Below are 26,287 nucleotides of genomic sequence, written 5' to 3'. Positions count from 1 at the left end.
AGACCCCTTTGTCTCATGTCTTTACAAAGCTCATCCAAAGATGCGCTACGCATATGAGCGTGGCCGAGCTGATGAAAGAACCACCAGTCCGGCCACGCCGCCTATTTATAGTTCGCCATCAACCATTTCACTTACGGAGATGGAATCTGGAATCAATTCCTTGTTTACGTTCACTACATAATCCCCAAAGCTACGCGCAATATCAATGCCATCACGTTTGTGAACATCGACACTATCGAACAGCTTCCACGAAGGTGCATCGCCAAGCGCACTATCATGCTTGAACACGTACAGCTTACGCACTGCCATGCTGCCTCTCGCTGCAGAACGATCAAATTCAAACATGTTCAGAATCGATTGCCACAACAAGTTAAGATCTTCGTCGCTGAACCCGGTGACATTCTGCGCAAGCTTTGCGGATACATAACCGTTCATGCGATACAAGCCGTAAGGGATGATGAACTTGTTACCCATCGTATTATTCTTTTCCGCAGCATCCGCTTCTGTCGTCACAGCAACACGAGTGATGGAAATCTCCTGAATACTCACCGGATCGATTGAACGGGCAAATCCAAGCTGAACTGGGCCGCGAACTTGCCCACAGGCTAGACTGCCTTTGACGAAGGTAGTCATTACTGCACCAAAGGTGCGAATGTCGAAGAAGTTCGCACACATATAATCACGTAGGCGACGATCCAGTTCAGGATTATCTTTTTTCAAGGCTTTAATTTCTTTAGCGAAGTCCTTGTCTTCAGGCCTTGCATCAATGTGTTCAGCCTCCAACGCCTCACTGTCAAGACGATTGAGTGTCTTCCGATTCTGAATATAGATGCGCCACGGAGATTCTTCGCTCATAGCAGTTTGCACATAGTCGCGAATCTTACGCTTGATACACACATCAGTCACGAGTCCGTTACCAGTTTCAAGATCGACGCGCGGCATGTTACCCGAATCAGGGTCGCCGTTGGGGTTACCATTTTCCACGTCAAAAAGAATCGTAAAGTCATAACGATTTTCAATGGGTTTACGTTCAGTCATTGTCTGCTCCTTGGTTATTATCCTCGATGGCTTTACTGGTCTTGTTGAATCGCTGTTGATTTTCGAAATAGTATCCAAGCTGGAAAGCCCCACGCTCTTCGAGCGTAAGTCTCGACGGATAGTGGTCGCCCACCTTCCCCGTCAATTCGCCTAAAGCCTTTTCCAATTTGACCTTATAGCCTTGCGACTGCCAGGTTTTGCGCATATGTTTCGCTGCAAGGTCACCCAGAATCGGGAATATACGAGCAGGCGTCGTGGATGCACTGGTGAAGTATTTATCCTTAATCGTCGTATTAATGCCAGGAATGGCCGCCAACTGAATCTGTTCGTATATAGAGAACAATCGGCCAAGCACATATGGCACATAATCACTGTCTCTATTAATATCCACTTGCAGTACCTCCTTGAACTGCTCGTTTGTTGTTTTTCGTAAGTAATATGCTTTGATGATTGCCGCTTTATCAGGTGAAATATCACGCTCGGCATTGATGCGTATCTCAATAGCATTAATAAGACTCGTGGGATACGCAGTGCCATTGAGAATCGCCTTCATAACAGATCCTGCCATCTCAGACGATATCTTCGCATTTTTGCTCTGTTGCCTGATAGTTTGATTCAGCAATCGCCATGTTGGTAGGAACATCGTCGTATCGTAACTGGGGCGTCGTATCTCAAGGTCGCGGTAATGCTGCCATATATTTCGTGCGAATGCACCGAATGTGTTTGTCAGGTAAAAGCGCACCGACAACCGAGCAGCATTCGGCGACAATGCAAGGACATGGAATTCCTCATTGGGATTGAGGCGGACTCCCTCGAAATCGTACGGTTGGCCTTGAGCCAAGGCCTGCGTAGCTTTCTTGACTGTCAATTCGTCCAGACCAGCGGATTGCTTTTCCGAATTATTTGACGACCAGGTAAAAGCCATTCCGCCGAATGAATCGACGTACGCGGTCTCACCACATTGGGCCCAAGAAACAACGGTGTCGTCCCCAATGCGTTGAACACGATCACGATCCGCAAGCAGCGTGTTAAGCGCCGTCGTATATTCGTACGCTTCTCGTTTGCTCATCGGCGCATTTGCATTTTGCTCCGCGCCATGTGAACAGAATGCTGGCGCGTTGAATGAAATCAATGATGCACCAGATGACTGAGCACCAGCGACTCCCTTGATCTTAGGATGGGTCTTAGCCGGAATGACCGGGACACCTGAAATCAGACTACATGACAACGCAGCTTCATCGTTAGCTTCCCGATCGTAATATATGTTCCAAGCTTCCTGTACCGCGGGGCAATCACCGACAAACATGACGCTTCCCCCATCGCTAAATTGCAAAACGAAATTCAATGTCAGCGAAGAGTCCCATACCTTGTTCCCCATCAACTGTTGAGCGGTTTCCCACTGGGGCGCATTCTCGAAGAACGCAAGAGTAGCTATAGCGGGAGCATCGGTAATGCCTTCCAATATGCGCTGATGTAACTCAGCACATGCCTGGAATGCCTGCAGTGCGCGTTCCGGCTTGCCTTTGGCATCAAACCCCAGCATGTATGCAACGGTATCGCACAGGAAGTTCGCCGCTATACCAGATGACCTGGTGACTCGAGCTGGTACCGGGATAATATTTACCGGTTTCTTATTGGTATGGTCACCCAGTGGACGCACTGAGACCAAAGTACCCTTATCATCGATGACCAACCCATACGGAACATTGATGTTGTCATAGCCGTAGACCGGAGCCTGTTGCTTGGACACTAATACGTTGTACTCGTTGCACAAATCACTAATAATCATGACTTCACCTCCGCCGATGCAACGTCAAGCACACCGTCATTCAACGCGGCACGGAAGAATGATGGTTTTGGAGACGCGGGATTGCGGTAGTCAAAATCAAAGAGCATGAATCCCAAATCACGATGCCCTTGCTCGAATCCAATCGGATCCTCATTCTTCTCCCAGAGTCGAAAGTCTGCAGGAAATTCTCTCGTACCCAGATACGGGTGATGGAAATATTGGCCTTTCGCGGCACGCCGCATGAACATACTTTGGAATTTCTCGGCAGAATCTTCAGGCGCTGCTTTTCTGCGGTCAATCGTGAAATGCGCATCAATCACATATCTGACATTGCGTAAAACGGTAGCTGAACGTTGTTGGATGGATTCGGATGTATTAATAGCACCGCCGTCGCCTTTCCCTTCCGCCATCGATCTAATTTTGCTTACATTGATGACGCTGTCGACCTCATTACGGCGAATGCTGTCAAAACGGATAGGATTGAGCACATAGATACGATCTATCCGCCAGCACAATCCTGGATGCCAGAAAATAGCTTCCAGGATTCCGCGCGCCGCCGATGGTGTCATAACATCGTAGGTGACGCGTTCTGTCTTCATCTCGGGACGCGAGAAAAGCGCATAATCGCCCCAAACTTCTAAGCGAATCGGCATATACCCTCCTTTTCATGGAGTGGTGGTTACTCCGGGAACGTCAATGTTTCCAACACAGATAACTATAAATCATATTTTAGACTAAAGCAAGTAAGAAATACTACTCTTATTTGTTTTAATCTAAAAAGAACATTGATATTATGTACTATGGCAATCAGAAGCGCTCTTGATGAACGTAGATGAGTGCCCATCTGTGCTCTACTTTTTCACAGCCGTCTTCTTTCCGAAGACGTGGATTGGAATTTACTGGCTTTTGTCTAGGAGTACAGGCCACCCGGTGTGCTCGGCTCTCATATAAAGTCGAGCACACCGATGCTCTTAAACAAAAATGCCATCGGCAGCCACATTCTCCAGCTGCAACCCCAGCTGTGACGAGTACCGGCTCAAATCTCTCAGAATATAGCAGTTCTCTTCTGCAGCCCCAGTCTCTCCCCCAACAGACAACACCGCACCTGCCGACAGTAACTTTTCAAGATGCTGCGGCCATACGTTAACCGCATATTTGCCTAGTTTACGAAATAGCGCACGATCAATATCACCTTGCTCCAGCTGATTACATAATCGCGCACCTTCATCACCCAACTCATCATCAGACAACGGAATATACACCGGCACTGTTGGCGTATCGATAAGTTTGAACAATCGAGCAATACGCTCAAAGGGCATGCCCCTGCCGCACCCGTGCAAAGAAATGATTCGATGTACATCGAGCGCATCATTACCAGCAACCATATTGCTGTTATTATCGCCCAGCATCCCCAATAGTTCCCCAAAATATGTACGAATCGCATCATTTGAAATCAAATCTGGATATCGTGCTGCCGTTTCACGATATGCCACAAGATTCTGCTGCAAAAACGGCGCCTGACCACCTGCAGTGGAGAACACGTACACCATACTCTCATCTGCGGCATGTTTACCTTCGCGATTGCATCGTCCGGCCGTTTGAATAATGGAGTCAAGGCCTGTCTCCTCACGATAAGCAACCGGGAAATCCACATCTACACCAGCCTCAATCAATGAAGTAGACACCACACGACATGTCTCCCCTGCCGCAAGACGACTTCGAATCCTAGTGAGCAAACGCTTTCGATCAGCAGCACACTGCAGCGTTGTAAGGCAGAATGTTCCTTCCGACTCACTCTCTCGATTCAGACGGTTATACAGGTACTGCGCTTTCTTACGCGTGTTTACCACACACAGCACTTGCGCATGCTTATCCAGTCGATTTGCGAGTGCATCCAACTCGATATCCCCAATGCGCTCAACCGTCACACGTCGGAATTGTTCATAATCCTCATTTGTGAATGGCGATATTTCAGGAATATCAGCGCATCTTCCATCACTAAACGATTGGACAAATAACCGTTGTAATTCCGGTTGCGTGGCGGTACAAAGAACTGCAGTGGCGCCATAGTGCTCCACAAGTTCGGCAATTGCCTTAACGCATGGTCGCAAGTACGGCACCGGCAACGTTTGCGCTTCATCAAACACGATGACAGAGTTTGCGATGTTATGCAATTTGCGACATCGCGAGGTCTTATTCGAGTACAAACTCTCAAAGAATTGCACCGCTGTAGTGACTACAATTGGCGCGTTCCAGTTCTCCGCCGCAAGCGCACGCCGAAGATCGATTCCGTCCATATCGGACTCATCTTTAAGCTGATACGACGCTTCCGCATAATGCGGCAACACGGGGCCCTCACCAAAAATCTTCTCAAATTGGCCAACAGTCTGGTCAATAATCGACGTGTAGGGAATTACGTAAATGATTCGCTGCATGTTATTCGTACGAGCATGTTCAAGCGCAAACGTAATTGACGCAATGGTTTTGCCGCTGCCAGTAGGAGCTGTGAGAGTATACAAGCCAGGCTTGTGTGATTCACTACGGCCTTGGTTAAGGCACTGAGTAAGAAGTTCACACCTCTTAACATCAAGAGGTGTTTTGTGCGAGCTTTCGAGATACCGACGAGCCACGTTTTCCACGGCATCGGCCAGATAATTAATCCGACTGTGATTCCCTGCTTGATAATCAGCGGATGTTGCCAATGCTGCTTCACGCAGATCATTCCACTCCGGAGCTCGGCATCCCGACAGAGTTTCCGAACCTAGTTGTTCTTTCAGCCGCTCCAACAGCTGATGCTCGGCACGATCTTCACGATTGGAGGTGAAGAATTCCGCATCAAGCCGGTCTCCATCTACCAATGCCGACAGCAGCATGCGCGTTAGCATCATGTCGGAGTAGCAATGGTCGTCCTCTGATTGTTTGACTTGAGAGTTCTTTTCTGAAGCAGTCACACTCCTCGCCTGTAATGCTGACTGCGGGACGTCTATTTGCTTTTTCCACGCACTCGCTAAGGCAAGCGGATTATTATCACCCGCGTTAAAAGCTCTGTTCATACGCGCACTGAATGTCGAACCCTCTCGGTCCCCTGCACTTCCAAAATCACCCAATCCTGCGTGATGACCTGCCACCGCCAAAGCTGACGCAAAGCGACGATTCTGCACCAATAACATTGCCCCTGCAGTAGAATGATCCACCTTGCCAGTATGCTCAGGATCTCGAATCCTTTTTTGAAAACCCTGCGAGTACTTGCCGAGATCATGAAACAGGCCAGCTAACAATCCGTCATCAAGGTGTCTGAATTGCTGCGCAAAACCGCCAGCCAGGCACCCCGTCATGCACAAGTGTTCCACGCAAGTCTCATACCCGTGATCACTCGTGCGAGCGTAAAAAGGGTTAGAAGTTGCATATCGAATCGTGGAGTTCACGGTATTATTGCCACTTTGCACCGTTGGACCTTTCTGCACTGTCCATCTAGCTACATGTAATACATTACTTCTTGGCGGCGATTCGCGCTTGATGCTCATAATGGTCAACGAGCGGAAGGAACAGCTCGTCGACCGTGGCAATGATGTCCGCTTCGGACAACGGACGCATGTCTCGCACGATGGTCGCACGCCCGAGTTCTCCGGACATACGCAACAATGACTCCGGCAGTTCACAGGTGATGTCGCCGCGCGCCCGCGCGTTTTCGATGGCCATCATGATACTGGGCTGGTCGCTAATCATCGTGCGCTCATACAGTTCATGCGCGCTCACACCGAGCCAGTTGGCGTAGACGCCGAACTTGGCTAGCACCATCACCGCATCGGATTGCTTGCTGTTGAGCTGCTGGAGAATGGAGATGACATCACCCCTGAGCGTGCCGGTGTTCGGCCGCTCAATGGCGGCATGGACACGATGCTGCTTCATGGCGGCCACGAACAATTCCGTGCGATTCGGCCAGCGTCGGTACAGCACCGGCTTGCTGGTGTGCGCTTTGGCGGCCACATTGTCGAAGGTGAACTCTTCGGCACTGCATGTGGATAGCTGCTCCCATGCGGCCTCCAGAATGGCTGCTTCCAAAGCTTTACCTCTACGGCGCGTTTGTTTTGATGCGGTGCTCGCTTCCATGGGCTATCTCCAATGGCATGGGCGTTGTGGATAATCACTCTTTATATTGCCCCCTACAGGATACTACGGCGTTTCTTATTTAAAGCTCTCTATAATCACATGTTGTTTATAAGAAACGGATTCGTATCTTAGTGGATGAAGAATGAATAACACAAGTACTCAGCAACTGAATCATGCCTTGCTTTGCTTATGCGCAGCCGAACTGGTGATGATGATCAACACCACGGCGTTTAATGTGGCGCTGCCGAACATCGCCGAATCATTCGGAGCGAATATGGCGGAGCAACAATGGGTCGTGTCCATCTACAATCTTGTATTCGCGGCCGTAGTTCTGCTGGCGGGATTTCTCGGCGACCGACTCGGCCATCTGAAAACCATGCTTGCCGGATTGGGATTGTTCGTCGTCGCATCGGTAATCGGTCTTACAGCCGGCAATGTACCGGTATTGCTCGTCTCACGGGCGGTCATGGGCGCCGGCGCAGGTGTGGTCATCCCGATGGGACAGGCGCTGCTCGGCATCCTCTTTCGAGGTCCCGAACTGTCCCGCGCCATGACCACATGGGCGATAGCCGGCACGCTAGGTGTCCCGTTCGGCCCGCTCGTCGGCGGCGCGCTCACCGCGTCGCTGGGTTGGCGCGGTATCTTCGGATTTGATGGCCTAGTGTTCCTTGCTGTAATCATGATTATCCGCGCGATTGTTCCGCAGGCGAACGCGTCGCGCAAAGTCCAATCGTTGCATATGCCGTGGCTGTCGGTTGCGATGATGTTCACCGGATTCGCCCTGTTCTCCGCTGGCCTGGTCAATGCACAGCATGGTGTTCTGGCCGTGAACGCCTGGATTCCGATGCTGGTTGGCGTTGTGATGATTGCTGGATTCGTACTGCATGATCGCGCATCCCACAATCCGCTGATGGAAATCGGATTGATGAAGGATCCGTCGTTTGCCGCTTGCGCACCGGCATTGATGATGCTGAACTTCTCAATGTACGGCATTATATTCATCATGCCGGCTTACCTAGAAACGGTGCTGCGTCACGACGCGTTCATTGGCGGAATGCTGTTGACGCCACTGGTCATCGCATCCATTGTGGGAGCACGGATGAACGATTGGATTGTTGCTCGGATGAATTCGCGCGGAGCGAGCTTATTGTCTTTGGGATGTTTGGCTGCCGGTATGCTGATGATTGGCGCCGCGATGTGGTGGCCTAGCGAAATCGCGAAACAGTCGACAGTGCTGATCGGTCAGATCGTGGCAGGATTCGGACTGGGGGCAGGCCAGCCGGCAATGCTGACTTGGGCGATGGGCCGGGTGCCTATTGAGCAGTCCGGCGCCGGTTCCAGTCTGCTGACGGTGTTCCGTCAATTTGGATCCATCATCGGTGTGGGAATCTTCGGCAGCATACAAAGTGGATTGTACGTGACGGGATTCCATCATCTCGCACAATCCGCCCGACTGAATCCGCAATCCGCCGGTTCCGTAACGCTGGACTTCCAACAGGCAACTGAATTCACTAACGTGACAGGTGAGCTGATACGACAGACAGCTTCCCACGCCTACGAATCTGCGATGATTGGCAGCTTCGCCGCAGCAGCCGCAATCATTATCGTCACTCTCGGAATCGTTGCGCTGATATCACGTAAGGCCATGCAATAAGGACCCAGATCTATAAGTAACGTGGAAGCCGCGTTGTTTTTCTAACGACAACGTCTACGCATTACGCACAACCGGAATAATCTAGCTATGCAGTATGCCATTCATCCGCAGTGCATCATCGGCCTCGACCGGGTCAATGGTGTAATGGCTGACGGGCTTGAGCGCGACGCTGCCGACCGGGTCGCCGGTGATGATAGGCACGCGCACGCCCTTGCCCGGCAGGTTGATCTGCGGGACGAGCTGCATGAACGCGCTCTGGTATGCCGCTTTCTGCCAGATTTCGGCTTGGGTCTCCGGGGTCAGGTCAAGACCTGCGGATTTACGATTCATGGTCGGATCGGCGATACCGTATTTCGCGGCCACGTTGGAACGGATGTTCGCCAGCTGCTTCTCATGTTCGGCCTGTTCGACCTTCGCACGGAGCTCGGCCGTCTCGGCCTTGGATTTCTCCAGTTCGGATTGCAGCTCGTCGGCCTTGCCAGCCTTTTCCCTGAATTCGTCGTAATCGGCTTTCTTGGCTCGCTCCCGGGCCAATCGTTCCTTGACGATGCGGTTCACATCCTCTTCCGAATAGGTGCGCTGCGCCGGAACGTTCGGCTTCGCAGTGCTCCTATCCGTATCATGAGTCTGTTCGCCGCTTTCCGGAGATGACTGCTGTTCCACCTGTTCTTCTGCCATGATGTTGGCTCCTGTCTGTTGCTGGTTTGCCGCGCTGAAGCCGCGCGTGGACTGCCATTCTTGTTGCAATGCGCATGGCTGCGCCCACCCATGCCGAAACGTATGGGCGTAAGTCCTATGAATATGAGAAAAGCCACTCGAATGAGTGGCTTCACGAATCTAATTACTGTCGTTGTTGGTGGTCAGACCGCCACCGAGCGATGTAATCATGGAAATCACGATACTCCTCGCGGAACAAGTCATCATCCTCATATAAGAGGTTGAATAGAGGCAACGCCGGCGCGGGATCAAGATGATTGTCCATGATGACCTCCAATCCGGTTTCTATCGGATAGGTTGATCCGTCATGATCGAACAATTCCTGCGCGTAGGCGGCGTCATTGTCATATCCGTTTGCCTTGAGGAAGGTGATCATGGCAAGGGCGAGCTGGTCTCCTCGCTGTTCGGAGAGCCTTATCTGCTCTATCGAGCGTGCCATGGATTACCCTTTCCCCACAGGATGGATGCTCGTCACTCGCACCGGGTTGTTACCGGTTTTGGCGAAAGCGACGTTAATCGTGATGCCATCGATCATACCAATGACTATTCCGCGTTTCTCCCCGGCGGCTACCACGTTCTCGATTATTCTGCGGTTTTCCAGAATTGTTTTCGGAATCCGCTGCGTTCCATCCGTTCAGCCACTCCGATTTCCTTTGGAGACGAATCGGCCCCATCCCCTTGTGTCCGCTTCGGTTCGGCTCCGTCGAACAGCCATTGACGGTCGCGCGTATCCATTTTTCGGCGGCGATCTGCCGCATCGCCCACTTGTCGAAGCTGACCGGCTCATCATCCTCGAATTGGGGGATGAACGTGTCCACGTAGGTTTCCCTGTAGTGTTTCTCGGTCAGCATGTCCTCGATCGTGCCGCGGGATGCGAGCATGATGCAGAAGCCGCAGGTAGGGCCGTTGGGGATTCTGGCGTAACGGGCACCGTGCGGGTCGTTCCTCACGGCCTTGCCGATGGTTTCGCGGTCTCCGACCCTCACCATTCTTTCCACGTTCGCCACGAGACCGCGTTTCATGGCATCGGGGAACCGGCTGCGGCTGCAGTTGATCTCCCCCAATTGGTAGCGCTCGGCGTGGAGCAAACCAACCAACCCATAGGCCTATTTCCTGAAATCGTTGGAATACTCAGCATGTCGCACGTTACCACCTTATTTATCTTTATTATCTGCGATAATATTATTTATGCCAAGGAAAACATAACAGAGAAAGGAGGTGAACGATGAGGATTCTGGAAGACGTCAACACGGCGCTCGGCATCATCGCAGCCGCGATGGCGACAATCGAACGGGACGACAGGCCAGCGCCGAAGCGTCGCAAGAAGTGACAAAGGTTCCGGCTAGACCAATTAGTCGGAACCCCTCTCCCAGAGTACACATCGGAACACTATGAACACAAGAAAGCTACTCGCAATCGCAGGGCTCGCGCTCGGCATCGCAGGACTCGCCAATGGCATCACCGGACATACACTCGCAGCAGGACTGTTCTCCATCGCGGCGGGCATCATGTGCATAGCAGTGGGGTGGGCAAAATGACCGTGCATTACATGAGCGTCACCGACGTCGCCAAACGGCTAGACATATCCACCGCGGCGGTCAGCGCCTACAAGCTGCCAGAACCCGACGCGACGATCGGACGCACACGCGGCTGGCTCCCCGAGACCATCGACGAATGGAACGCCAATCGTCCCGGCCGTGGAGTCGGCGGCGGCAGGCCAAGGAAAAACAAGAACTGATATGCGAAAGCGCCCGCATCATGTCGTAGGCCGTCGTGAAGACGAACTTCGATGATGTAGGCGCTTTGTCAGTCCCGTACCGCAGGTATGGAAATGACCACTATGGACATATACACGACGGCAGTATGCGTCTTTGTCAAGAACCCTTCGGGTCAGACATCCACAAGCAGATGGATATCACCGAGGGCATTAGGGCCGAAGGTGAGCAGGTCGCAATCGGTCTGAGGGTTGGTCCAGAAGTCGGCTGTGGTGCAGGGAACCGCCAACAGCTCGCCGGCAATCGGCTTGTGCACGGTCATGGTCACGCAATAGGATTCAAACCAATAGCAGCCTTCCACGCCTCCTCACAGTGCGCAACCCGGAAGGCTCTATCATTCTGCTTCTTCCGACATCTTCAGCGCAAAGTCACTCGCATATCCGATAACCTCATGTTCCGATCTCCATTCGTCGGCGATGATGATGTGGAAGACATCATCATGGTATTCGTCAATGAGTCCGAAGTAGTCATGCTTCGACTCACAGACCGTCTTCATGCCGCATTTGGCCATCACGCGACCGGATTGGGTGTTCTCCCGGTAATGCCCGCCCCACACGGCGTCCTTATGCAACGTATCAAGCGCGTATCCGAGTACGGCATTCAAAGCTTCGGGCATGTAGCCATTGCCCCAGAACTGGCGACCGATCCAATAGCCAAGTTCCATTGCATTATCACCGAGATACTTGCCATAGCGTTCCCTCAGTGCATCATCGGCCTCGACCGGGTCAATGGTGTAATGGCTGACAGGCTTGAGCGCGATGCTGCCGACCGGCTCGTCGCCGTTGTCTTTGATGGTGATGGCCCAGTTGTTCTCCACCGCAAGAATGTTCCTGATGTCGTTCATACTGCCTTCGACACTGGTATGCGGCGGCCATCCGCACAGCAATCCGATTTCAGGATCGGAAGCGTACCGGAATAGCGAAGCCGCTTCGGCCTCATCATTCACCTTCCACGAGCGCAGCAACAGGCGTTCGGTTTCGATGGTCTCGCTCATATTGCTCCTTTCACTGACCGGAATCAATAGACCTGCATGCTAGCACTGAACCGCAGAAACAGAACGATCCACTCCCCTATTCAAGGAATGGACTCTGTATATCTGTAATCAATCAACGAGCTTTAGCCCTATGACACAGGCGACCAGTCCAATGATGAGCAGAATCCGTATTAGTGAAACGGCGTCCTCTCCGCTAAGCATGCCGTAAACAGCAGTGATTGCTGCACCAATGCCAACCCATATCGCGTATGCAGTACCAATGGGGATGTGTTTCATCGCATAGGAAAGTCCGCCCATGCTGGCAACGAGGCCAATCACAAACACCACGGTGGGAATCAGTCGGGATAATCCCTTGGAGCGGTCAAGTGCAATAGCCCACACAGATTCACAGATGCCAGAAATTACAAGAACAAACCAAGGCATAACCGTCATACTCCTCATGCATGGCAAGTCTTGTCAAACCGGGTACTTGTCCATCGTCCGGGAGCAGCGTCGGCTCTACCTATTACGATAACACAGCCGAAAACAACTATCGTTCAACCCTACCTGCGCGAGGGTTTGAACCGAAACTTACAGTTTTCGGAATGGTGCGATGCCGACTGACGACATCACGCCGAAACCAGTTCGCCATGAGCGGCGTATTCATACGAATGTTCGTACAGATATGTTGGAGAGATGTCGATGTCGCCGTCACGCCAGGTCAGAACCCCGTGATCGATATGGAAGTCCTCGAACGTCTTTTCATCCCGCAGCGGGTCGAAGGCGGGGACATCGTCGTACATTTCGGTGAAATCGCATAGGCGCGTCTCGCCGGTGGAGAACGTCACCAGCATGACATGATCATCCGTGACGCGGGCCGATTGGACTTCCAACTCCCGGGCGGGTTCATCCGCATACAGGATGCCGTTTACCTCGAACATGACGGGCTCCCTTCCTCACGAAAGCGGCTTGATACGGTCGAACGGACGTCCGGACACGGCCTCGTTCCATGCCTTGTACAGCTCATCCTCATGCAGCACCAGCCATGCGGCCACCAGCTTGTACTGCTTGGCTGGAAGTGAGCCGGCCAGCAGCTCGCCATCGATGCCGATGGATGCCTTGAAGTCGCCGTAGTACACATGGACGTGCGGCTTGTGATGCTCGCTTTCGTCCTGGTACATCATGCGAACGATAATCCCGAAGAACCGACTCAGCTCCGGCATGCCGCATCTCCCATCCGATACCTCATATGAATTGAATCTCCATCCTGAGTATATTCCCGCAACAGGAGCGCCGTCGCTGGCAATCGGATCACAGTCCCTATTCCCACGTGGGAGAGATATCACGACTGATACATGTCAGCATTCGTATCCCGCGCCATTGAGCTGAGACGAGGCGAGGTAATGCGCGATAAAACAACAAGGGCCTTGGAATCACTGGGATTCCGAGGCCCTCGATGCTATGCAGCAATCACTGCTCCGATTACTTGGACACGTTGAACTTGAACTCGACGATGTCGCCGTCTTGCATCACGTAGTCGCGGCCTTCCTGGCGGAGCTTGCCTTCCTCCTTGATCTTGGCCATGGAGCCTTCGGCAGCAACGAAGTCATCGTAGGAGACGATATCGGCTTTGATGAAGCCCTTCTCAAAGTCGGTGTGAATCACACCGGCGGCCTGCGGGGCGGTCCAACCCTTGTGGATCTGCCATGCGCGCACTTCCTTGACGCCTGCGGTCAGGAAGGTCTGGAGGCCCAGAATGTCGAAACCCACGCGAGCCAGCTGGTCGAGACCAGACTCGGAAAGGCCAGCGTCCGCCAGCATTTCGCGGGCATCGGCCTCATCGAGCTCGGTCAAATCAGCCTCGAACTGCGCATTCAGGAACACGGCAGGAGCAGGCGCCACGGATGCGGCGAGCTTCTTCTTGAGCTCGTCATTGGCCAACTCGTTGTCGTCCACATTGAACACGTAGATGAACGGCTTGGCGGTCATCAGGTGCAGATCGTAGACGGAGTCCTTGTCGAAGCGGCCTTCACGCGCAGCCTTGTCCAGAGTCTCGCCGGCTTCGAGAATAGTCTTGGCCTGCTTGACAGCCTCCATGTATGCCGGCTCGATCTTCTTGCCGCGCAGGTCCTTCTCCAGCTTCGGCAGCGCATTCTCGATGGTCTGCAGATCAGCAAGAATCAGCTCGGTGTTGATGGTGTCGATATCGTCGGCCGGATCGACCTTGCCATTGACGTGCACGATATCGTCATCCTCGAATGCGCGCACGACCTCGCAGATGGCATCCGCTTCACGAATGTTGGCCAGGAACTTATTACCCAAGCCTTCGCCCTCAGATGCGCCCTTGACGATGCCAGCGATATCCACGAAAGTCACCGTGGCCGGCACAATCTTCTCCGTGTTGACCAGCTTGGCCAGCACAGGCAGACGATTATCCGGCAGCGGCACAATACCCGTGTTCGGCTCGATGGTGGCGAACGGATAGTTCTCAGCCAACACATTGTTGCGGGTCAGCGCATTAAACATAGTGGACTTGCCAACGTTGGGCAGTCCGACAATTCCGATAGTAAGAGACATGGTTCCCAGTCTAGAGAGATGCTGGACACAACACACAACGCTACATACGCATTATCGGCGCACGCAGCAGCAGCTTGCTGTAATAGTTACGATGACGGTTCCCCTCATCGAGGGGAACCGATCAGCACGATCAGCCGACAATCGCATCGACGGCATCAATCACCGAACCGCGGAATCCATCCTTTTCAAGCTGAGCAACACCCTTAATCGTGGTGCCGCCAGGCGAGCAGACGGCGTCCTTCATGGCACCCGGATGGGTTCCGGTAGCCATGTACAGCGCGCCCACACCTTCCACCATTTTGGCGGCCAAACGGTATGCGGTGGCGCGTTGCAAACCGTATTGCACACCGGCATCGCCCAATGCCTCGATATACATATCCGTAAAGGCTGGAGCACAACCAGCAATCACCATAGCGACATTCATATGCGCGGTATCCACGCGTTCAATCAAACTAATCGAGCCGAACAGTTCCTCGAACGTTTGCGTCTCAGCTTCATTCAGCGTGTTGACCGACTCAGTAACCAGCACGCCCTTGCCCACGGCCATCGGCGTGTTCGGAATCGTGCACTGGATATGGATATCCGGCGATTCCACGGATTCGCCGTCTTCGGTGGCGAACAGATCCTGATACTTCTTCAGATCCCAGCCGGCAGCGATGGACACCACGAGCTTGCCCGGCTTGGCAAGCTCATGCGCCAACGGCTTGATAACCGAGTCGATCTGATACGGCTTGATGGCAATGATCACCACATCAGCGGCCACGGCGACTTCCACGGCGCTATGCAAAGGGCGCACGCCAAGCTTCGCAGCGTTCTTTTCAAGCTTGTCATAATGTGCGGCGCAGGCCACGATCTGATGGCCGTGCACCACGCCGGCATCCACTAATCCTTGGGCGATGGCCTGAGCCATATTGCCATATCCAATGAATCCAATAGTCGAGTTATTCATGAAAGACTCCTTTGCAAACGATTGACATCGGCAGACAACCGATGATGCCATTCCGCGGCTTCAAACCGCTTTGCTTCTCTTCCCCAGTCGCCTTCGCGACACCCCTCATCAGAGGGGGCCAGGGGGCACGTATTAGAACAGTTCTTCGAGATCGCCGCGGTTCAGCGCTTCATTCCATAGATGCTTGAACACCTGCGAACCATGCAGACCGTCGTGCTCGAATTCGTTGGTGGTCCAGTAGTGGCTGTTGCCTACGCGGCTCAGTGTGTCGAGCTGCATGCCGGAGTCCACATACATGTCGTCGAAGTAGACAGCTGCCTGCAGCGGCACTTCGTTGCGAGCCAACTGATCTTCGTCATAAATCACACCGAAGTGCGTGTCTTCCATCAGCACATCCATGGCAGGCTTGAACGGGCGCAACGCGGCTTCCTGTTCGAACATCCATGGGAACATGGCTTCACCAGTGAAGTTCAACGGACGAGTCTCAGTTCCGAATTCCGGCTTGGTCTCGCGCACGCGCTGTGCCGCCCAGCGAATCGGCTCATCCAGCTCACCATTCGCGTAAATGAACTCCTGCAACGGCCAATAGAGCGGACGGGACGCAGTGGCGTTCATGACTTTGGCCATGAATTCATCGGACAAATCGGCATCCGCACACGACTCGCCGTCCGAAGTCAGGAACGCATCATCGAGGATCCAATGCACACGTTCGAAGCTCGGCTTCATGCCGAAGTCGGAGCCCAAGCACTGCAGTCGTTCCACGGTCAGCGGATCACCGTTGGGCAGTAGCGGGAATCCGTGTGCGGCCATGCCGGCAATCAATCCCAGTCGATGATCGACATCGGTTTCCGCCATGGAACCCAGCACAGAATCGGTGAGTTTGCCGGTGAATTCCGCGACATCATCCACAGTCGGCAGCTTGTCCGCCAGCGTTTCCACGCGCTCCTTATCCTGCGGGTAACGCTCGTAGAATTGCTGGGTTTTGCGAGCCATACGCGGGAAGGTATGCTCGTAGACTTCGGTGGCGTCAGCCGGCACATGCGGGATGCCGCCGGTAGTGAAGCTGGCAATTACACCAGACGGGAACAGCGACAGGTAGGTGAGCGTCAGGAATCCACCATAGCTTTGGCCCATCGTGACCCACTTGCATCCGCCGAATTCAGTCAAGCGCAGGTGCTCGAAATCACGGACGATGGAGTCGGCAAGGAACTTCTTCAAAAAGTCGGCTTGCGCGCGGGCGGCACCCGCGGCATCACCTTCGTGGGCGGCGGCCAGTCGCGCCATCGTATGCGTATCGACGCGCGACGAGCGGCCAGTACCACGCTGGTCGGGCAGAATGATGCGGAAATGCTTGCTCGCTTCCTCAATCCAACCATCGGAGGTGGGGCTGTTCAGGCGTGGACCTGCACCGCCGGGACCGCCCTGCAGGAAAATCAGCAGCGGCAGGTCGTCGTGCACATGTTCAGGTGTGGTGACTACACGGTAGAACAGTTTGATGGTTTCTCCATCGAACGATTGACCCGGCACTTTGCCGGTCCAGTCCAGCGGCACGTCGATGGAATGGTCTTCAATGGCGAGACCCGGCACATAGTATTTGCAAAGCATTGTCATGATTCCTGACTTTAGCCCACAAATCAGTCTTATGGGTGATGCCGGTTCATCTTCGCGCGCGTTAGCCTTGGAACTTATGGGATGGATTGCGAATGTTCGGATGCAACTGGCCAAGCTTGGCGGCAAATCGTATCAAACCGTATTGTCTGATGCGCTGCTTGCCTTGGTGCTGTTGGCATTGGGTTCGCTGATTGCCACGAGTACCGATCCGAACACCACCCCGGGATTGCTGTTTCGTTCATCGTCGTTGGCGAATGTGTTGTGGAGCGTGCCGAGCATTGTTCCGCTGACTTTGCGCAGAACTCGCCCAGAAACCGCGGCATGGATGTTCGTCGGTCTCACGGTGACGCATCTGATTGTTGGCCCGGCGATTATCTATTGCGATTTTCTTGCGCTCATCATGTTGTATTCCGTATTGGTGTACGGCGATGCTCGCCATACCGTACGGTTTGTCGTCACGGCACTGGCGATGAGTCTGCTTGGCGGTGTGGTTTGGGGTGTGGTATTCAATATCGGCCCGCTGTTCGGTTCCGCCGCTGGATTCAACATAGACTTGACCAGCTGGCTTCCCACTGCCACGTCGCTTCCAATTTGCCCCGCCGCAGGTATCAGTACTCCCAACGCAGGCAGCTGCGGCATGAAAATCCTCGAGGACACGTTCATCATGGCAACGGTGATTGCCATCTGCGCAGTCAGCATTATCATCATGGCGTTATGGCAGCGGGCGCGACGCGCCACAGTCACGGCAATGCGTGAACGGAATGCCGCGATTGTAGCGAGGAAGGCGGAGGAGACCCGTATCGCCGCGCTTGCCGAACGTGCTCGCATTGCTCGCGATATGCATGATGTGGTAGCGCATACGCTCTCCACAATCATTGTGCAGGCGGATGGCGGCCGGTATGCCGGTGCGCATGACATCGAATTGGCACGTACCACGATGGGCACGATACGTCATGAAGCGGAACGTGCGCAGCATGATATGCAACGATTGTTTTCGGTGTTTGGCTCACAAGCCGACCACGAATCGGCGGGCGGCGCAATCGCGTATCGCAATATTCCTTCATTATGGAGAGGCTCCACCAATGTTTCGCATACGGTAACCGGTTCGGCGCAGCCGGAGCGACTGTCCGCGCAAGCCAGTGAAGCAGTGTTCCGACTCGTACAGGAGGCGCTGACGAATGCTCGCAAACATGCGGGCACGGGAGCTCACGTGCGCATCAGCGAACATTGGTCGGATGCAGCACTGTCGGTAACCATTGCCGATGATGGTCTCGGCGCTCAAGCCGCGCAAGACGGACATCGACCGGGCTATGGCCTGATTGGTATGCATGAGCGTATTGAAGCGCTCGGCGGTACGGTTTCAGCCGGCCCGTTGAGCGGCCAAGGGTTTGCGGTGTCGGCGTCAATTCCGCTCTCCCCCATACGCCCCGCCGCGCAAGGCCACGAGCGTGACGCCAGTGCGATGCCGGGTGGCGCCAATCTCCCATTTGACAGTCATACCAATCATTCCGAGCCAATCATTGTGCCGATATGGACTCGGATAATGGATGCCTTAAAACAGACCATTCGGTCATGGGCTGCGCGTCTTCCCGCTGTAATGCATGCACAGCGTTTTGAGCAGGGCGAGCCTTCTCACCGGTTCAACTGGATTGGCAGATTGGCGCAATGGACCGAGCGGCATTATCTGTTGATGGATATGCTCGCCGCCCTAATGTTGGTTGCGCTGTTCAACTCGTCCACCTATAACGATCTGCGAGTGCTCGCCAATGATGGCATCCATTGGGAGTCTCCCAACCGAGCGTTTACCACCATGCTGACTATTGCGCTGCTGCTACCGGTTGCATTCCGCCGTCGGTTCCCCGAAGCAAGCGCTTTGGCAATGGCGATCATGTCGCTGATACAATTGCTGATGCCGGCTTCCATCATGCCGGCGCATGCTCTGGCGGTGAATGTGTTTGCATTGGTGTCCGTCTATTCCGCTGTGCTCTATGGGCGCGAGCAGGCATGGCGCTGGGTGAGTATCGCTTTGGTGGTTGATTCCTGGGTGCTCGGCATCACGATCTCAGCCGGATGGAATGGGACCAGTTTATGGAGCGTTGCTGCGCAGCTGGTTTTGCCGGGGCGCTATTCCGCAAACGTCTGGAGCGTGATTCTTGGTGGATTGCTGCCGGGTGGCATGGTGATGATGGCTGGTTTCGCATGCATCGCCGCCGCCCGATGGACTCGTTCTCGAGGAGCAAACGCGTTAGTGTTGCAGCAGCGCGCAGAGGCTTTGCAAGCCGAGCAGGAGCGTCAGAAAACACTGGCTGCGAATCTTGAACGTGAGCGTATTGGTGCTGCCATGCAGGCCGAAGTACTGGCCACTTTGGAGTCGGTGATTGTACAAGCCGACGCAGGTCTGGATTTGCTACACAGCTCCCCTGCGCCTGAAGCCTCACAGATAGCGGATGCGTTTGCTTCGATCAGCAAGCGCGGGCGCACGGCATTGGCGCATATGCGCGAGCTGCTTGCCGTGCTGCGCAAAACAGGATTCAGCGATGAGTCCCACACAGAGTCTTCATCGCACCTGTTGCTGCATCCAGCGCAGCCGTTGAATCAGCAACTGGCCTCCCTCCATCGCTGATCATCCTTGACTGACGGTTTTTGCACACTGACTGACGGTTTTCCAACGTTGACTGACGGTTTTCCAACATATTTCGTTATAAATCCGTCAGTCAATGTTGAAAATCCTACAGTCAGCGTTAGGAAACCTACAGTGAAGATGCGTCGCGAGCAAAGGAGCGGATACAGTACGAGTGGAACTGCGGGAGCGGATACAGTGGAAGTTATGAACAAGAGTAGAAACATTCGTGTGGTCATTGCCGATGATCAGGAACTGGTGCGAGCCGGATTCTCCATGGTGATTAACTCGCAGACCGATATGACCGTGGTGGGTCAGGCTGCAGATGGCGCTCAAGCGGTTGCGCTCGCCGAATCATTGCATCCTGATGTGGTGTTGATGGATGTGCGCATGCCCGGCATGGACGGGATTGAGGCAACGCGACGTATCGCTGGACTGGCCGACGAATCCAGCGGCGACGTTGAGTCCGTCGACACACCCCACCACACGACTCGCGTCATTATTTTGACGACCTTTGACTTGGACGAATACGTAATGGCCGCCATCACCGCAGGCGCATCAGGATTCTTGCTGAAGGATACGGAACCGGAAACGCTGCTCAACTCGATTCGCACTGTGTTCCATGGCAATGCGATTATTGCGCCGTCCGCCACAAAACGTCTTATTGAAACAATGATGCAAGATGGTTATGCGGCTGGTAAGGCCTCGGGTACTGCAACTTCCGAATCCTCAACAGCCTCCTCAGCCTCTGCAACGGCGGCGGCAAACACGCCGTCAATCACCCAACCGTTCTACACCGATCCGGAGCTTGATCTGCTCACCGACCGTGAACGTGAGGTGCTGGTGGAAATCGCTCATGGACTGAGCAATCAGGAGATTGCGGACAAACTCTTTATCTCCCTACCTACGGTGAAAACCCATGTGGCGCACATTCTGGCGAAAATCAACGCGCGAGATCGCGTACAGGCTGTGGTGTTCGCTTATGACAATCGGCTGGTGTGATCACACAGATTACACAAATCACGCCAACATGCCACCAAGTCATCAAGGACAGACTTCGTGTTGCTTCATACAAGCGATGGTCTGCACACCGTAATGTGCAGACCATCGCTTTACGCTACTGCGCTAGGCTTCGGCCAGCGCGACTACAGGAGGAACGCTGACCGCTCGACGGGCGGGCGCGATGCTGGCAATCAGCGCGGCGATAGCGGCTATACCGAGCATCAGGCCGTTGCCGCCCCAATCGAATGGGAACGCCACCGTGCCGTACAGGCTGAACACCATGTAGGAGCCAATCCAGCCGAACAGTGTGCCCAGCAGTACGCCAGCCACGCCGGATACCAGCGCAAGGAGCAAGGCTTCCACGGCAAGCGAGCGCCGCAGCTGACCCCGGGTCATGCCGATGGCTCGTAAGGTTGCGGATTCGCGGGTGCGCTCAATCACCGACAATGACAATGTGTTGGCCACGCCGACGAGTGCGATCAGTACCGCCACGGCAATGAGCCCCACGAGCAATGCCATCATGCCGTTGATCATGGTTTCCCACATGTTGCGTTCCGCCACCGGGCCTGAAACCGTAACGCCTGTCGATGCGGAGAACGCTTGTTGCACATTGGTGAGTACGTCGTTCAGTGTGACTCCTGCTGCATCAGCATCAACACGCATAAGCAGCATGTGACCGGTTGCGGTGAGATCACCATCCGAAAAATACTTGGCGTCGATGAAGGCCACGGCATCATAGTACGAAGAAATACGACGGTAGTCGGATTGTTGCGGCTTAAGCGTCAAGGTTGCATCGGCACCATTTGCATTATCGGTATCGCCATCCGCAGACGATTTCAGCACGATATCGGAAACATTGAATTTCAGCTCCTTGCCGCTAGCGGCATTACGCTGGGGCAGCAGTACGTGGCTACTATCAATGGAGACTCCGCGCAAATCGGCTTTCATCACCTTGTGCAAACTCGCGGCGCTATCAACACCAGCGACCAGCATATGCAGCGTTTCCCCATTGTCCATCGTGGTGGTCATCACCGTGGTAGGCATGTATACCGAACCAGAGATTCCCTTGGTTTCCGCGGCCTTAGTCGCTTGCTTGTCGGTCATGTCAGCGCCGAAAGCAATCATGTCCACGCTATAGCGGGAGGCAAGGGCCGCACCCATCGTTTGTTTGGCGCTGGTGGCACCGGTGGCAATAGTGGCCACCAAGGTGACGCCGATTAGCAGCGCAGCACCTGTTGCAGCCACGCGCCGCGGATTCTTCTGAATATTGGCGTTCGCCACCGTGGCGCTGGGGCCAGCGAGCGCCACCAGTGCCCCCACGCCACGCATCAGGAGAGGAAGCCAGAATGCGGCCGAAAGGATCAGGCCGAGGAATACCATCGCACAGCCGCCAATGGACATCAGCAGCACGGTGGCATAGTGGTCTTTGACCAAAGAATCCTGACCGGTTATCGATACGCGCATCTGCCAGATGGAGAATCCGGTAAGGGCTGCACCGCCAATGCACAGGATTGCAGCTACGATACCCCGCACAACACCGGCACGACGCGTATCGGTTAGTTCGATTGGGCGCAATGCTTCCAGCGGGGTGACTGCAGTGGCGCTACGAGCCGAGCTCAGCGAAGCCAACATCGTCATCAGCATGCCGAATGCCATCGGCACAACGAACACCTGCCAGCTCAATACCAGTCGCGCATCCATACCCGTTGATGCCATGATTCCGGACGCGCACAAAGCAGCCATCAGGCCAATGCCCAGCGCGACGCCCAGTACGGAAGCCAATAGGCCGAGTACGGCGGCTTCGATAATCACCGACACATACAGCTGCTGTTTCATGGCACCAATCGTGCGCAGCAGTGCCAGGGTACGTCGACGTTGTGCGACAAGCACCTGGAACGTGTTGGCTATCACCAGAGCAGCCACCAGCATGGCGAGCATGCCGAAGCTCAAGAGGAATATGGTGACAACGCTGGTGCCGTTGGCGCTAAGGGATTCCACAGCAAGTCGGTCTGCTTCGGCGCGATTCACAAGCCGGCTGTAGCGAGGCAGAAGACGCTTGATGGCGGCCGTATCAGTTTGGGTATCAAGGTCGAGGTAAATGGAGGTGGCGTTGACTTGGTTGAAATCGGCGACCCCATTGGCGAAAGCCATGAGATCTTCAGAGAGAATCGAGGCACCACCGTCGTACGCATAGACATTATTGGGATCATCGGTCAGACCTGTCACGCGTGCTTCAATGCTGTCGGCTGAGCCTTGGCTTTCGGCAGTGTTTCCGCGTGAGACATGCACCATATCTCCCACGTGCAAGTCAAGCTGTTTGGCGATATGTTCAGGCAGAGCGACTTCGCGGTTATCGACGGGGCGGTCACCATGTATGACGGTCACAGGTAGCAGGTTCGTTTCACCCGTGTTGATGGCATAACCGGTGGCATGGTGGTTGCCGTTGGACAACCTGATATTGGTTGCAGTGACAGCACGTACACCTTCGACGCCATCAATGGTACGTATACGATCGAGATGGTAGTCGGCCACGGTACGCGAATACGCTTCATCGGACTGAGCGTCGGTGGGGTGTTCAGGCAGGTCGGTCAACACCATCGCATCCGCACCGGCGTAGACGGCGGTCTGCTGGCGGATCAGCGAATCATTCATTGTGTTTGAGAACAGGAATGTGGTGGCGATGAATGCGGCGCCAATCAGGATGGCGATTCCGGCCGGAACCAGCATTTTCGCGCTTTTCTTCATCAATTTGAGCGTGATAGAAAACATAAGACTTCACTCCCCTGTCTGATTAGCGTGCGTGGCGCGCGGGCACTGCTGCCTGTGTGGCGCGTTCGCGTTCGGCCATGAGCAGATTGTTCATGATTTCGGCAGTGGGATGTGCTTCGTCGGCGACGATCTGCCCATCAGCGAAGACGATGGCTCTGTCGGCGTAGGAGGCCGCTACCGCATCATGGGTGACCATGACGATGGTTTGCCCCAACTCATCGACGGAACGTTTGAGGAAGGTCAGTACTTCCGCGCTGGAGACTGAGTCGAGATTGCCGGTGGGTTCATCGGCGAATACGAGTTTCGGCTTGGCGATCAGTGCACGGGCGATGGCTACGCGCTGTTGCTGGCCTCCGGAAAGCTCATTGGGTCGGTGATCGAGTCGCTGTTGAAGACCTAGGGTCTCAACCAACAGGTTGAACCAGTCACGGTCCGGCCTGGTACCGGCCAAAGTCAACGGCATCAGAATGTTCTGTTCGGCACTGAACATGGGCAGTAGGTTGAAGCTTTGGAAGATGAAACCGATTTTATGGCGGCGCAGCAAGGTGAGCTGCTTGTCGTTCATCTTCGTCAAATCGGAGCGGCCGAAGAGAATATGCCCGCTGGTTGCCGAGTCAAGTCCGGCAAGCGTGTGCATCAGCGTGGATTTGCCGGAACCGGAAGGTCCCATGATCGCGGTGAATTTACCACGCTCGAAGCTGACGTTAACGCCGCGTAATGCGTGCACGGCATTGGAACCGGTGCCATAATCCTTGACCAGATCGATGGCTTGAATGGCTGGAGACGGCGGCACCGGTGGATTGGTGAAAGTCATGATTCCTCTTCCCGTAAGATTCCGGACCCGTTATCCGGATGATGATTTCAACTTACGGAAAAAGACAGGCTCGCCCCATCGTGCGTTGGTCTGTCATTCCTAAGGATGATGCCTGTTCTGCAGCATATATCGACGCTGATTTGAGCTGGGCAACATAGTGCTGGGCAACATACGGAAAAGCCCGCACTGCATGACGTCAGTGCGGGCTTTTCGACTTTGAGCAAGGCTCCCTAGCCTTTCCGGCTTTTCATGATGCCCCCTTCAGCATCATGCCCCTTCAGCCGGAGTCAGCATGCTTCCTGCCGGGCTTACTTGGCCAGACCGGAGGCACGAACGGCTTCGAAACCGCCCTTCAGGTCGTCGAGAATGTCCTCAATGTTCTCGGTGCCGATGGACAGGCGGATGGTGCCTTGGTGGATGCCCTGATCCTCGAGTTCCTCCAGAGTCTCCTGGGAGTGGGTGGTGGAAGCCGGGTGGATGACCAGGGACTTCACATCGGCCACGTTGGCCAGCAGGGAGAACAGGTGCAGGTTGTCGATGAAGACACGTGCCGCATCCTTACCGCCCTTGATGTCGAAGGTGAAGATGGAGCCGGCGCCGTTCGGGAAGTACTTCTCGTAGAGGGCGTGGTCGCGACGGCCTTCGATGGACGGGTGGGAGACGGACTCGACTTCCGGCACGGTCTGCAGGTATTCGACGACCTTCAGCGCGTTCTGGACGTGGCGCTCAACGCGCAGGGACAGGGTTTCGGTGCCCTGCAGCAGCAGGAAGGCTGCAAACGGGGACAGGGTTGCGCCGGTGTCACGCAGCAGGATGGCGCGGATGCGGGTCACGAATGCGGTGCCGCCCAGAGCCTCGTAGAAGTTCAGGCCATGGTAGGAGGGATCCGGCTCGGTCAGGGTCGGGAACTTGCCCGGAACCTCGGCCCAGTTGAACTTGCCGCCCTCAACGACGACGCCACCGAGCGTGGTGCCGTGGCCGCCGATGAACTTGGTGGCGGATTCGACCACGACATCGGCACCGTGCTCCAGCGGACGGAACAGGTACGGGGTGGCGAAGGTGTTGTCGACGACCACCGGCAGATGATGCTTATGAGCGATTTCGGAGATGGCTTCGAAGTCCGGCAGATCGGCGTTCGGGTTGCCGAAGGTCTCGAAGTAGACGAGCTTGGTGTTCTCCTGGATGGCGTCCTCGAAGTTCTGCGGAACCTCCGGGTCGACGAAGGTGGTGGTGATGCCATCGCGCGGCAGCGTGTGCTTGAGCAGGTTGAAGGTACCACCGTAGATGTTCTTGGAGGAGACGATGTGGTCACCGGACTGGGTGATGTTGCGCACGGCGTATTCGACGGCGGCTGCACCGGAGGCGACGGCGATGCCTGCGGTACCACCCTCGAGGGCGGCGATACGGTCTTCGAAGACGCCCTGAGTGGAGTTGGTCAGACGGCCGTAGATGTTGCCCGGGTCAGCGAGGCCGAAGCGAGCCTCAGCGTGATCGAAGTTGTGGAAGACGTAGGAAGTAGTGGCGTAGATCGGCACTGCGCGGGAGTCGGTGGCCGGGTCGGCCTGCTCCTGGCCCACGTGCAGCTGCAGGGTTTCAAAACGGTACTTCTTGTTCTCGGCCATGGTGTGCTCCTTGCTGGTTGTGCTTGGTCGCGAGGTTCTTTTCCTTGCCACCCGCCTGCCGTGTTCGGCGGTTGGCGAGGTGTTGGTTATGAAAGTACGCGCGCGACTCGGCGCGGCGCAAGCTCAGCGTTATCACGGTTGCCTATAGACCCTTATAACCCGTTGGAATCATTGGGATTCAACGCTCTTCGACCATCGTTTTTTCTTGCCGGAAAACTTGCGACACGCCGAGCACGGGAACAGCCGGCACACAGAATCGGCAGCATT

Annotated in this window: 23 protein-coding genes, 2 pseudogenes and 1 riboswitch; of the genes and pseudogenes, 6 read left to right on the top strand and 19 right to left on the bottom strand. The window is 54.7% G+C overall.

Annotated elements, in window-relative coordinates; all coding sequences use genetic code 11:
- Nucleotides 1-105: 105 nt before the first annotated feature.
- The 5 genes from cas7c to JS530_RS06620 all read right to left on the bottom strand — a co-directional run bounded on the left by cas7c (nt 106) and on the right by JS530_RS06620 (nt 6,937).
- Nucleotides 106-1,038: a type I-C CRISPR-associated protein Cas7/Csd2 gene (gene cas7c, locus JS530_RS06640; RefSeq protein ID WP_214376405.1), complete on the bottom strand. Its 933-nt coding sequence runs from the start codon at nt 1,036-1,038 to the stop codon at nt 106-108.
- Nucleotides 1,031-2,827 carry a type I-C CRISPR-associated protein Cas8c/Csd1 gene (gene cas8c, locus JS530_RS06635; protein WP_214376404.1) on the bottom strand — a complete coding sequence of 599 codons (1,797 nt, stop codon included), beginning with the start codon at nt 2,825-2,827 and terminating at the stop codon, nt 1,031-1,033. The genes cas7c and cas8c overlap by 8 nt, the downstream gene beginning before the upstream one ends.
- Complete coding sequence (cas5c, locus tag JS530_RS06630) at nt 2,824-3,480, bottom strand: type I-C CRISPR-associated protein Cas5c (protein WP_214376403.1); 657 nt, start codon at nt 3,478-3,480, stop codon at nt 2,824-2,826. Before cas5c ends, cas8c begins: the two co-directional genes overlap by 4 nt.
- Nucleotides 3,481-3,798: 318 nt before the next feature.
- A complete protein-coding gene (cas3, locus tag JS530_RS06625) occupies nt 3,799-6,351 on the bottom strand; it encodes a CRISPR-associated helicase Cas3' (RefSeq protein ID WP_214376402.1) in 2,553 nt (850 codons plus the stop codon).
- Nucleotides 6,317-6,937: a TetR family transcriptional regulator gene (locus tag JS530_RS06620; RefSeq protein ID WP_214376401.1), complete on the bottom strand. Its 621-nt coding sequence runs from the start codon at nt 6,935-6,937 to the stop codon at nt 6,317-6,319. The genes cas3 and JS530_RS06620 overlap by 35 nt, the downstream gene beginning before the upstream one ends.
- 142 nt (nt 6,938-7,079) lie before the next feature.
- Here JS530_RS06620 and JS530_RS06615 point away from each other — a divergent pair, with 142 nt between their 5' ends.
- The gene (locus JS530_RS06615) at nt 7,080-8,591 is read left to right on the top strand and encodes an MFS transporter (RefSeq protein ID WP_214376400.1); all 1,512 of its coding nucleotides are present in this window, start codon (nt 7,080-7,082) and stop codon (nt 8,589-8,591) included.
- An 81-nt stretch (nt 8,592-8,672) separates the two neighbouring features.
- On the opposite strand, the gene JS530_RS10815 is transcribed toward JS530_RS06615, so the two are convergent.
- From JS530_RS10815 to JS530_RS06600, 3 genes are all read right to left on the bottom strand, one after another.
- Complete coding sequence (locus tag JS530_RS10815) at nt 8,673-9,269, bottom strand: hypothetical protein (RefSeq protein WP_240541124.1); 597 nt, start codon at nt 9,267-9,269, stop codon at nt 8,673-8,675.
- 163 nt (nt 9,270-9,432) lie between these two features.
- Nucleotides 9,433-9,747, bottom strand: coding sequence for a hypothetical protein (locus JS530_RS06605; RefSeq protein WP_214376399.1), 315 nt, complete (start codon nt 9,745-9,747; stop codon nt 9,433-9,435).
- Between the two features lie 73 nt (nt 9,748-9,820).
- Entirely contained in the window at nt 9,821-10,405 is a 585-nt protein-coding gene (locus JS530_RS06600) for a VG15 protein (protein ID WP_214376398.1), read from the bottom strand.
- A gap of 294 nt (nt 10,406-10,699) precedes the next feature.
- On the opposite strand from JS530_RS06600, the gene JS530_RS06595 reads away from it, so the two are divergent.
- Both JS530_RS06595 and JS530_RS06590 read left to right on the top strand, forming a co-directional pair.
- Complete coding sequence (locus tag JS530_RS06595) at nt 10,700-10,846, top strand: hypothetical protein (protein ID WP_214376397.1); 147 nt, start codon at nt 10,700-10,702, stop codon at nt 10,844-10,846.
- Nucleotides 10,843-11,046: a hypothetical protein gene (locus tag JS530_RS06590; protein ID WP_214376396.1), complete on the top strand. Its 204-nt coding sequence runs from the start codon at nt 10,843-10,845 to the stop codon at nt 11,044-11,046. Before JS530_RS06595 ends, JS530_RS06590 begins: the two co-directional genes overlap by 4 nt.
- A gap of 152 nt (nt 11,047-11,198) precedes the next feature.
- Here JS530_RS06590 and JS530_RS06585 read toward each other — a convergent pair whose 3' ends face one another.
- The 8 genes from JS530_RS06585 to JS530_RS06550 all read right to left on the bottom strand — a co-directional run bounded on the left by JS530_RS06585 (nt 11,199) and on the right by JS530_RS06550 (nt 17,193).
- Nucleotides 11,199-11,384, bottom strand: a complete 186-nt coding sequence (locus JS530_RS06585; RefSeq protein WP_214376395.1) for a hypothetical protein — start codon at nt 11,382-11,384, stop codon at nt 11,199-11,201.
- Nucleotides 11,385-11,417: 33 nt separating this feature from the next.
- Nucleotides 11,418-12,077 carry a GNAT family N-acetyltransferase gene (locus JS530_RS06580; RefSeq protein ID WP_214376394.1) on the bottom strand — a complete coding sequence of 220 codons (660 nt, stop codon included), beginning with the start codon at nt 12,075-12,077 and terminating at the stop codon, nt 11,418-11,420.
- A 108-nt stretch (nt 12,078-12,185) separates the two neighbouring features.
- Nucleotides 12,186-12,500, bottom strand: a complete 315-nt coding sequence (locus tag JS530_RS06575; protein WP_240541123.1) for a DMT family transporter — start codon at nt 12,498-12,500, stop codon at nt 12,186-12,188.
- Between the two features lie 19 nt (nt 12,501-12,519).
- Nucleotides 12,520-12,579: riboswitch (guanidine-III (ykkC-III) riboswitch) on the bottom strand.
- 106 nt (nt 12,580-12,685) lie between these two features.
- The gene (locus tag JS530_RS06570) at nt 12,686-12,997 is read right to left on the bottom strand and encodes a DUF2442 domain-containing protein (protein WP_214376392.1); all 312 of its coding nucleotides are present in this window, start codon (nt 12,995-12,997) and stop codon (nt 12,686-12,688) included.
- Nucleotides 12,998-13,012: 15 nt separating this feature from the next.
- On the bottom strand, nt 13,013-13,279 hold the full coding sequence (locus JS530_RS06565) for a DUF4160 domain-containing protein (protein WP_094668249.1): 267 nt from the start codon (nt 13,277-13,279) through the stop codon (nt 13,013-13,015).
- 259 nt (nt 13,280-13,538) lie between these two features.
- The gene (gene ychF, locus JS530_RS06560) at nt 13,539-14,633 is read right to left on the bottom strand and encodes a redox-regulated ATPase YchF (protein ID WP_214376391.1); all 1,095 of its coding nucleotides are present in this window, start codon (nt 14,631-14,633) and stop codon (nt 13,539-13,541) included.
- Between the two features lie 130 nt (nt 14,634-14,763).
- Nucleotides 14,764-15,582 (bottom strand): pyrroline-5-carboxylate reductase, encoded by an 819-nt coding sequence (gene proC / locus JS530_RS06555; RefSeq protein WP_214376390.1) that lies wholly within the window; start codon nt 15,580-15,582, stop codon nt 14,764-14,766.
- A 132-nt stretch (nt 15,583-15,714) separates the two neighbouring features.
- The gene (locus JS530_RS06550; RefSeq protein ID WP_214376389.1) at nt 15,715-17,193 is read right to left on the bottom strand and encodes an alpha/beta fold hydrolase; all 1,479 of its coding nucleotides are present in this window, start codon (nt 17,191-17,193) and stop codon (nt 15,715-15,717) included.
- Here JS530_RS06550 and JS530_RS06545 point away from each other — a divergent pair.
- The 3 genes and pseudogenes from JS530_RS06545 to JS530_RS11080 all read left to right on the top strand — a co-directional run.
- Nucleotides 17,192-19,816 (top strand): sensor histidine kinase, encoded by a 2,625-nt coding sequence (locus JS530_RS06545; RefSeq protein WP_240541122.1) that lies wholly within the window; start codon nt 17,192-17,194, stop codon nt 19,814-19,816. The genes JS530_RS06550 and JS530_RS06545 overlap by 2 nt on opposite strands.
- 138 nt (nt 19,817-19,954) lie before the next feature.
- Nucleotides 19,955-20,362, top strand: a pseudogene (locus JS530_RS11085) (response regulator); the annotation flags it as partial.
- 237 nt (nt 20,363-20,599) lie between these two features.
- Nucleotides 20,600-20,815: pseudogene (locus JS530_RS11080) on the top strand (response regulator transcription factor); the annotation flags it as partial.
- Between the two features lie 123 nt (nt 20,816-20,938).
- Here JS530_RS11080 and JS530_RS06535 read toward each other — a convergent pair.
- The 3 genes from JS530_RS06535 to JS530_RS06525 form a co-directional block, all read right to left on the bottom strand.
- Nucleotides 20,939-23,584 (bottom strand): ABC transporter permease, encoded by a 2,646-nt coding sequence (locus JS530_RS06535; RefSeq protein WP_214376387.1) that lies wholly within the window; start codon nt 23,582-23,584, stop codon nt 20,939-20,941.
- A gap of 22 nt (nt 23,585-23,606) precedes the next feature.
- A complete protein-coding gene (locus JS530_RS06530) occupies nt 23,607-24,398 on the bottom strand; it encodes an ABC transporter ATP-binding protein (RefSeq protein WP_214376386.1) in 792 nt (263 codons plus the stop codon).
- 308 nt (nt 24,399-24,706) lie between these two features.
- On the bottom strand, nt 24,707-26,020 hold the full coding sequence (locus JS530_RS06525) for an O-acetylhomoserine aminocarboxypropyltransferase/cysteine synthase family protein (RefSeq protein ID WP_214376385.1): 1,314 nt from the start codon (nt 26,018-26,020) through the stop codon (nt 24,707-24,709).
- Between the last annotated feature and the right edge of the window lie 267 nt (nt 26,021-26,287).

Origin of the sequence: Bifidobacterium colobi, assembly GCF_018555455.1 — a bacterium.
In the GTDB taxonomy this organism is placed as follows: Bacteria; Actinomycetota; Actinomycetes; order Actinomycetales; family Bifidobacteriaceae; genus Bifidobacterium; species Bifidobacterium colobi.
Note: the sequence above shows the minus strand (reverse complement) of the source record. Positions and strands in the feature narration are given on the sequence as shown.

What these genes read in the sequence shown, in the direction of transcription:
- cas7c (WP_214376405.1), bottom strand. Translation starts at nt 1,038, where the DNA reads ATGACTGAACGTAAACCCATTGAAAATCGTTATGACTTTACGATTCTT.
- cas8c (WP_214376404.1), bottom strand. Translation starts at nt 2,827, where the DNA reads ATGATTATTAGTGATTTGTGCAACGAGTACAACGTATTAGTGTCCAAG.
- cas5c (WP_214376403.1), bottom strand. Translation starts at nt 3,480, where the DNA reads ATGCCGATTCGCTTAGAAGTTTGGGGCGATTATGCGCTTTTCTCGCGT.
- cas3 (WP_214376402.1), bottom strand. Translation starts at nt 6,351, where the DNA reads ATGAGCATCAAGCGCGAATCGCCGCCAAGAAGTAATGTATTACATGTA.
- JS530_RS06620 (WP_214376401.1), bottom strand. Translation starts at nt 6,937, where the DNA reads ATGGAAGCGAGCACCGCATCAAAACAAACGCGCCGTAGAGGTAAAGCT.
- JS530_RS06615 (WP_214376400.1), top strand. Translation starts at nt 7,080, where the DNA reads ATGAATAACACAAGTACTCAGCAACTGAATCATGCCTTGCTTTGCTTA.
- JS530_RS10815 (WP_240541124.1), bottom strand. Translation starts at nt 9,269, where the DNA reads ATGGCAGAAGAACAGGTGGAACAGCAGTCATCTCCGGAAAGCGGCGAA.
- JS530_RS06605 (WP_214376399.1), bottom strand. Translation starts at nt 9,747, where the DNA reads ATGGCACGCTCGATAGAGCAGATAAGGCTCTCCGAACAGCGAGGAGAC.
- JS530_RS06595 (WP_214376397.1), top strand. Translation starts at nt 10,700, where the DNA reads ATGAACACAAGAAAGCTACTCGCAATCGCAGGGCTCGCGCTCGGCATC.
- JS530_RS06590 (WP_214376396.1), top strand. Translation starts at nt 10,843, where the DNA reads ATGACCGTGCATTACATGAGCGTCACCGACGTCGCCAAACGGCTAGAC.
- JS530_RS06580 (WP_214376394.1), bottom strand. Translation starts at nt 12,077, where the DNA reads ATGAGCGAGACCATCGAAACCGAACGCCTGTTGCTGCGCTCGTGGAAG.
- JS530_RS06575 (WP_240541123.1), bottom strand. Translation starts at nt 12,500, where the DNA reads ATGCCTTGGTTTGTTCTTGTAATTTCTGGCATCTGTGAATCTGTGTGG.
- JS530_RS06570 (WP_214376392.1), bottom strand. Translation starts at nt 12,997, where the DNA reads ATGTTCGAGGTAAACGGCATCCTGTATGCGGATGAACCCGCCCGGGAG.
- JS530_RS06565 (WP_094668249.1), bottom strand. Translation starts at nt 13,279, where the DNA reads ATGCCGGAGCTGAGTCGGTTCTTCGGGATTATCGTTCGCATGATGTAC.
- ychF (WP_214376391.1), bottom strand. Translation starts at nt 14,633, where the DNA reads ATGTCTCTTACTATCGGAATTGTCGGACTGCCCAACGTTGGCAAGTCC.
- proC (WP_214376390.1), bottom strand. Translation starts at nt 15,582, where the DNA reads ATGAATAACTCGACTATTGGATTCATTGGATATGGCAATATGGCTCAG.
- JS530_RS06545 (WP_240541122.1), top strand. Translation starts at nt 17,192, where the DNA reads ATGATTCCTGACTTTAGCCCACAAATCAGTCTTATGGGTGATGCCGGT.
- JS530_RS06550 (WP_214376389.1), bottom strand. Translation starts at nt 17,193, where the DNA reads ATGACAATGCTTTGCAAATACTATGTGCCGGGTCTCGCCATTGAAGAC.
- JS530_RS06535 (WP_214376387.1), bottom strand. Translation starts at nt 23,584, where the DNA reads ATGTTTTCTATCACGCTCAAATTGATGAAGAAAAGCGCGAAAATGCTG.
- JS530_RS06530 (WP_214376386.1), bottom strand. Translation starts at nt 24,398, where the DNA reads ATGACTTTCACCAATCCACCGGTGCCGCCGTCTCCAGCCATTCAAGCC.
- JS530_RS06525 (WP_214376385.1), bottom strand. Translation starts at nt 26,020, where the DNA reads ATGGCCGAGAACAAGAAGTACCGTTTTGAAACCCTGCAGCTGCACGTG.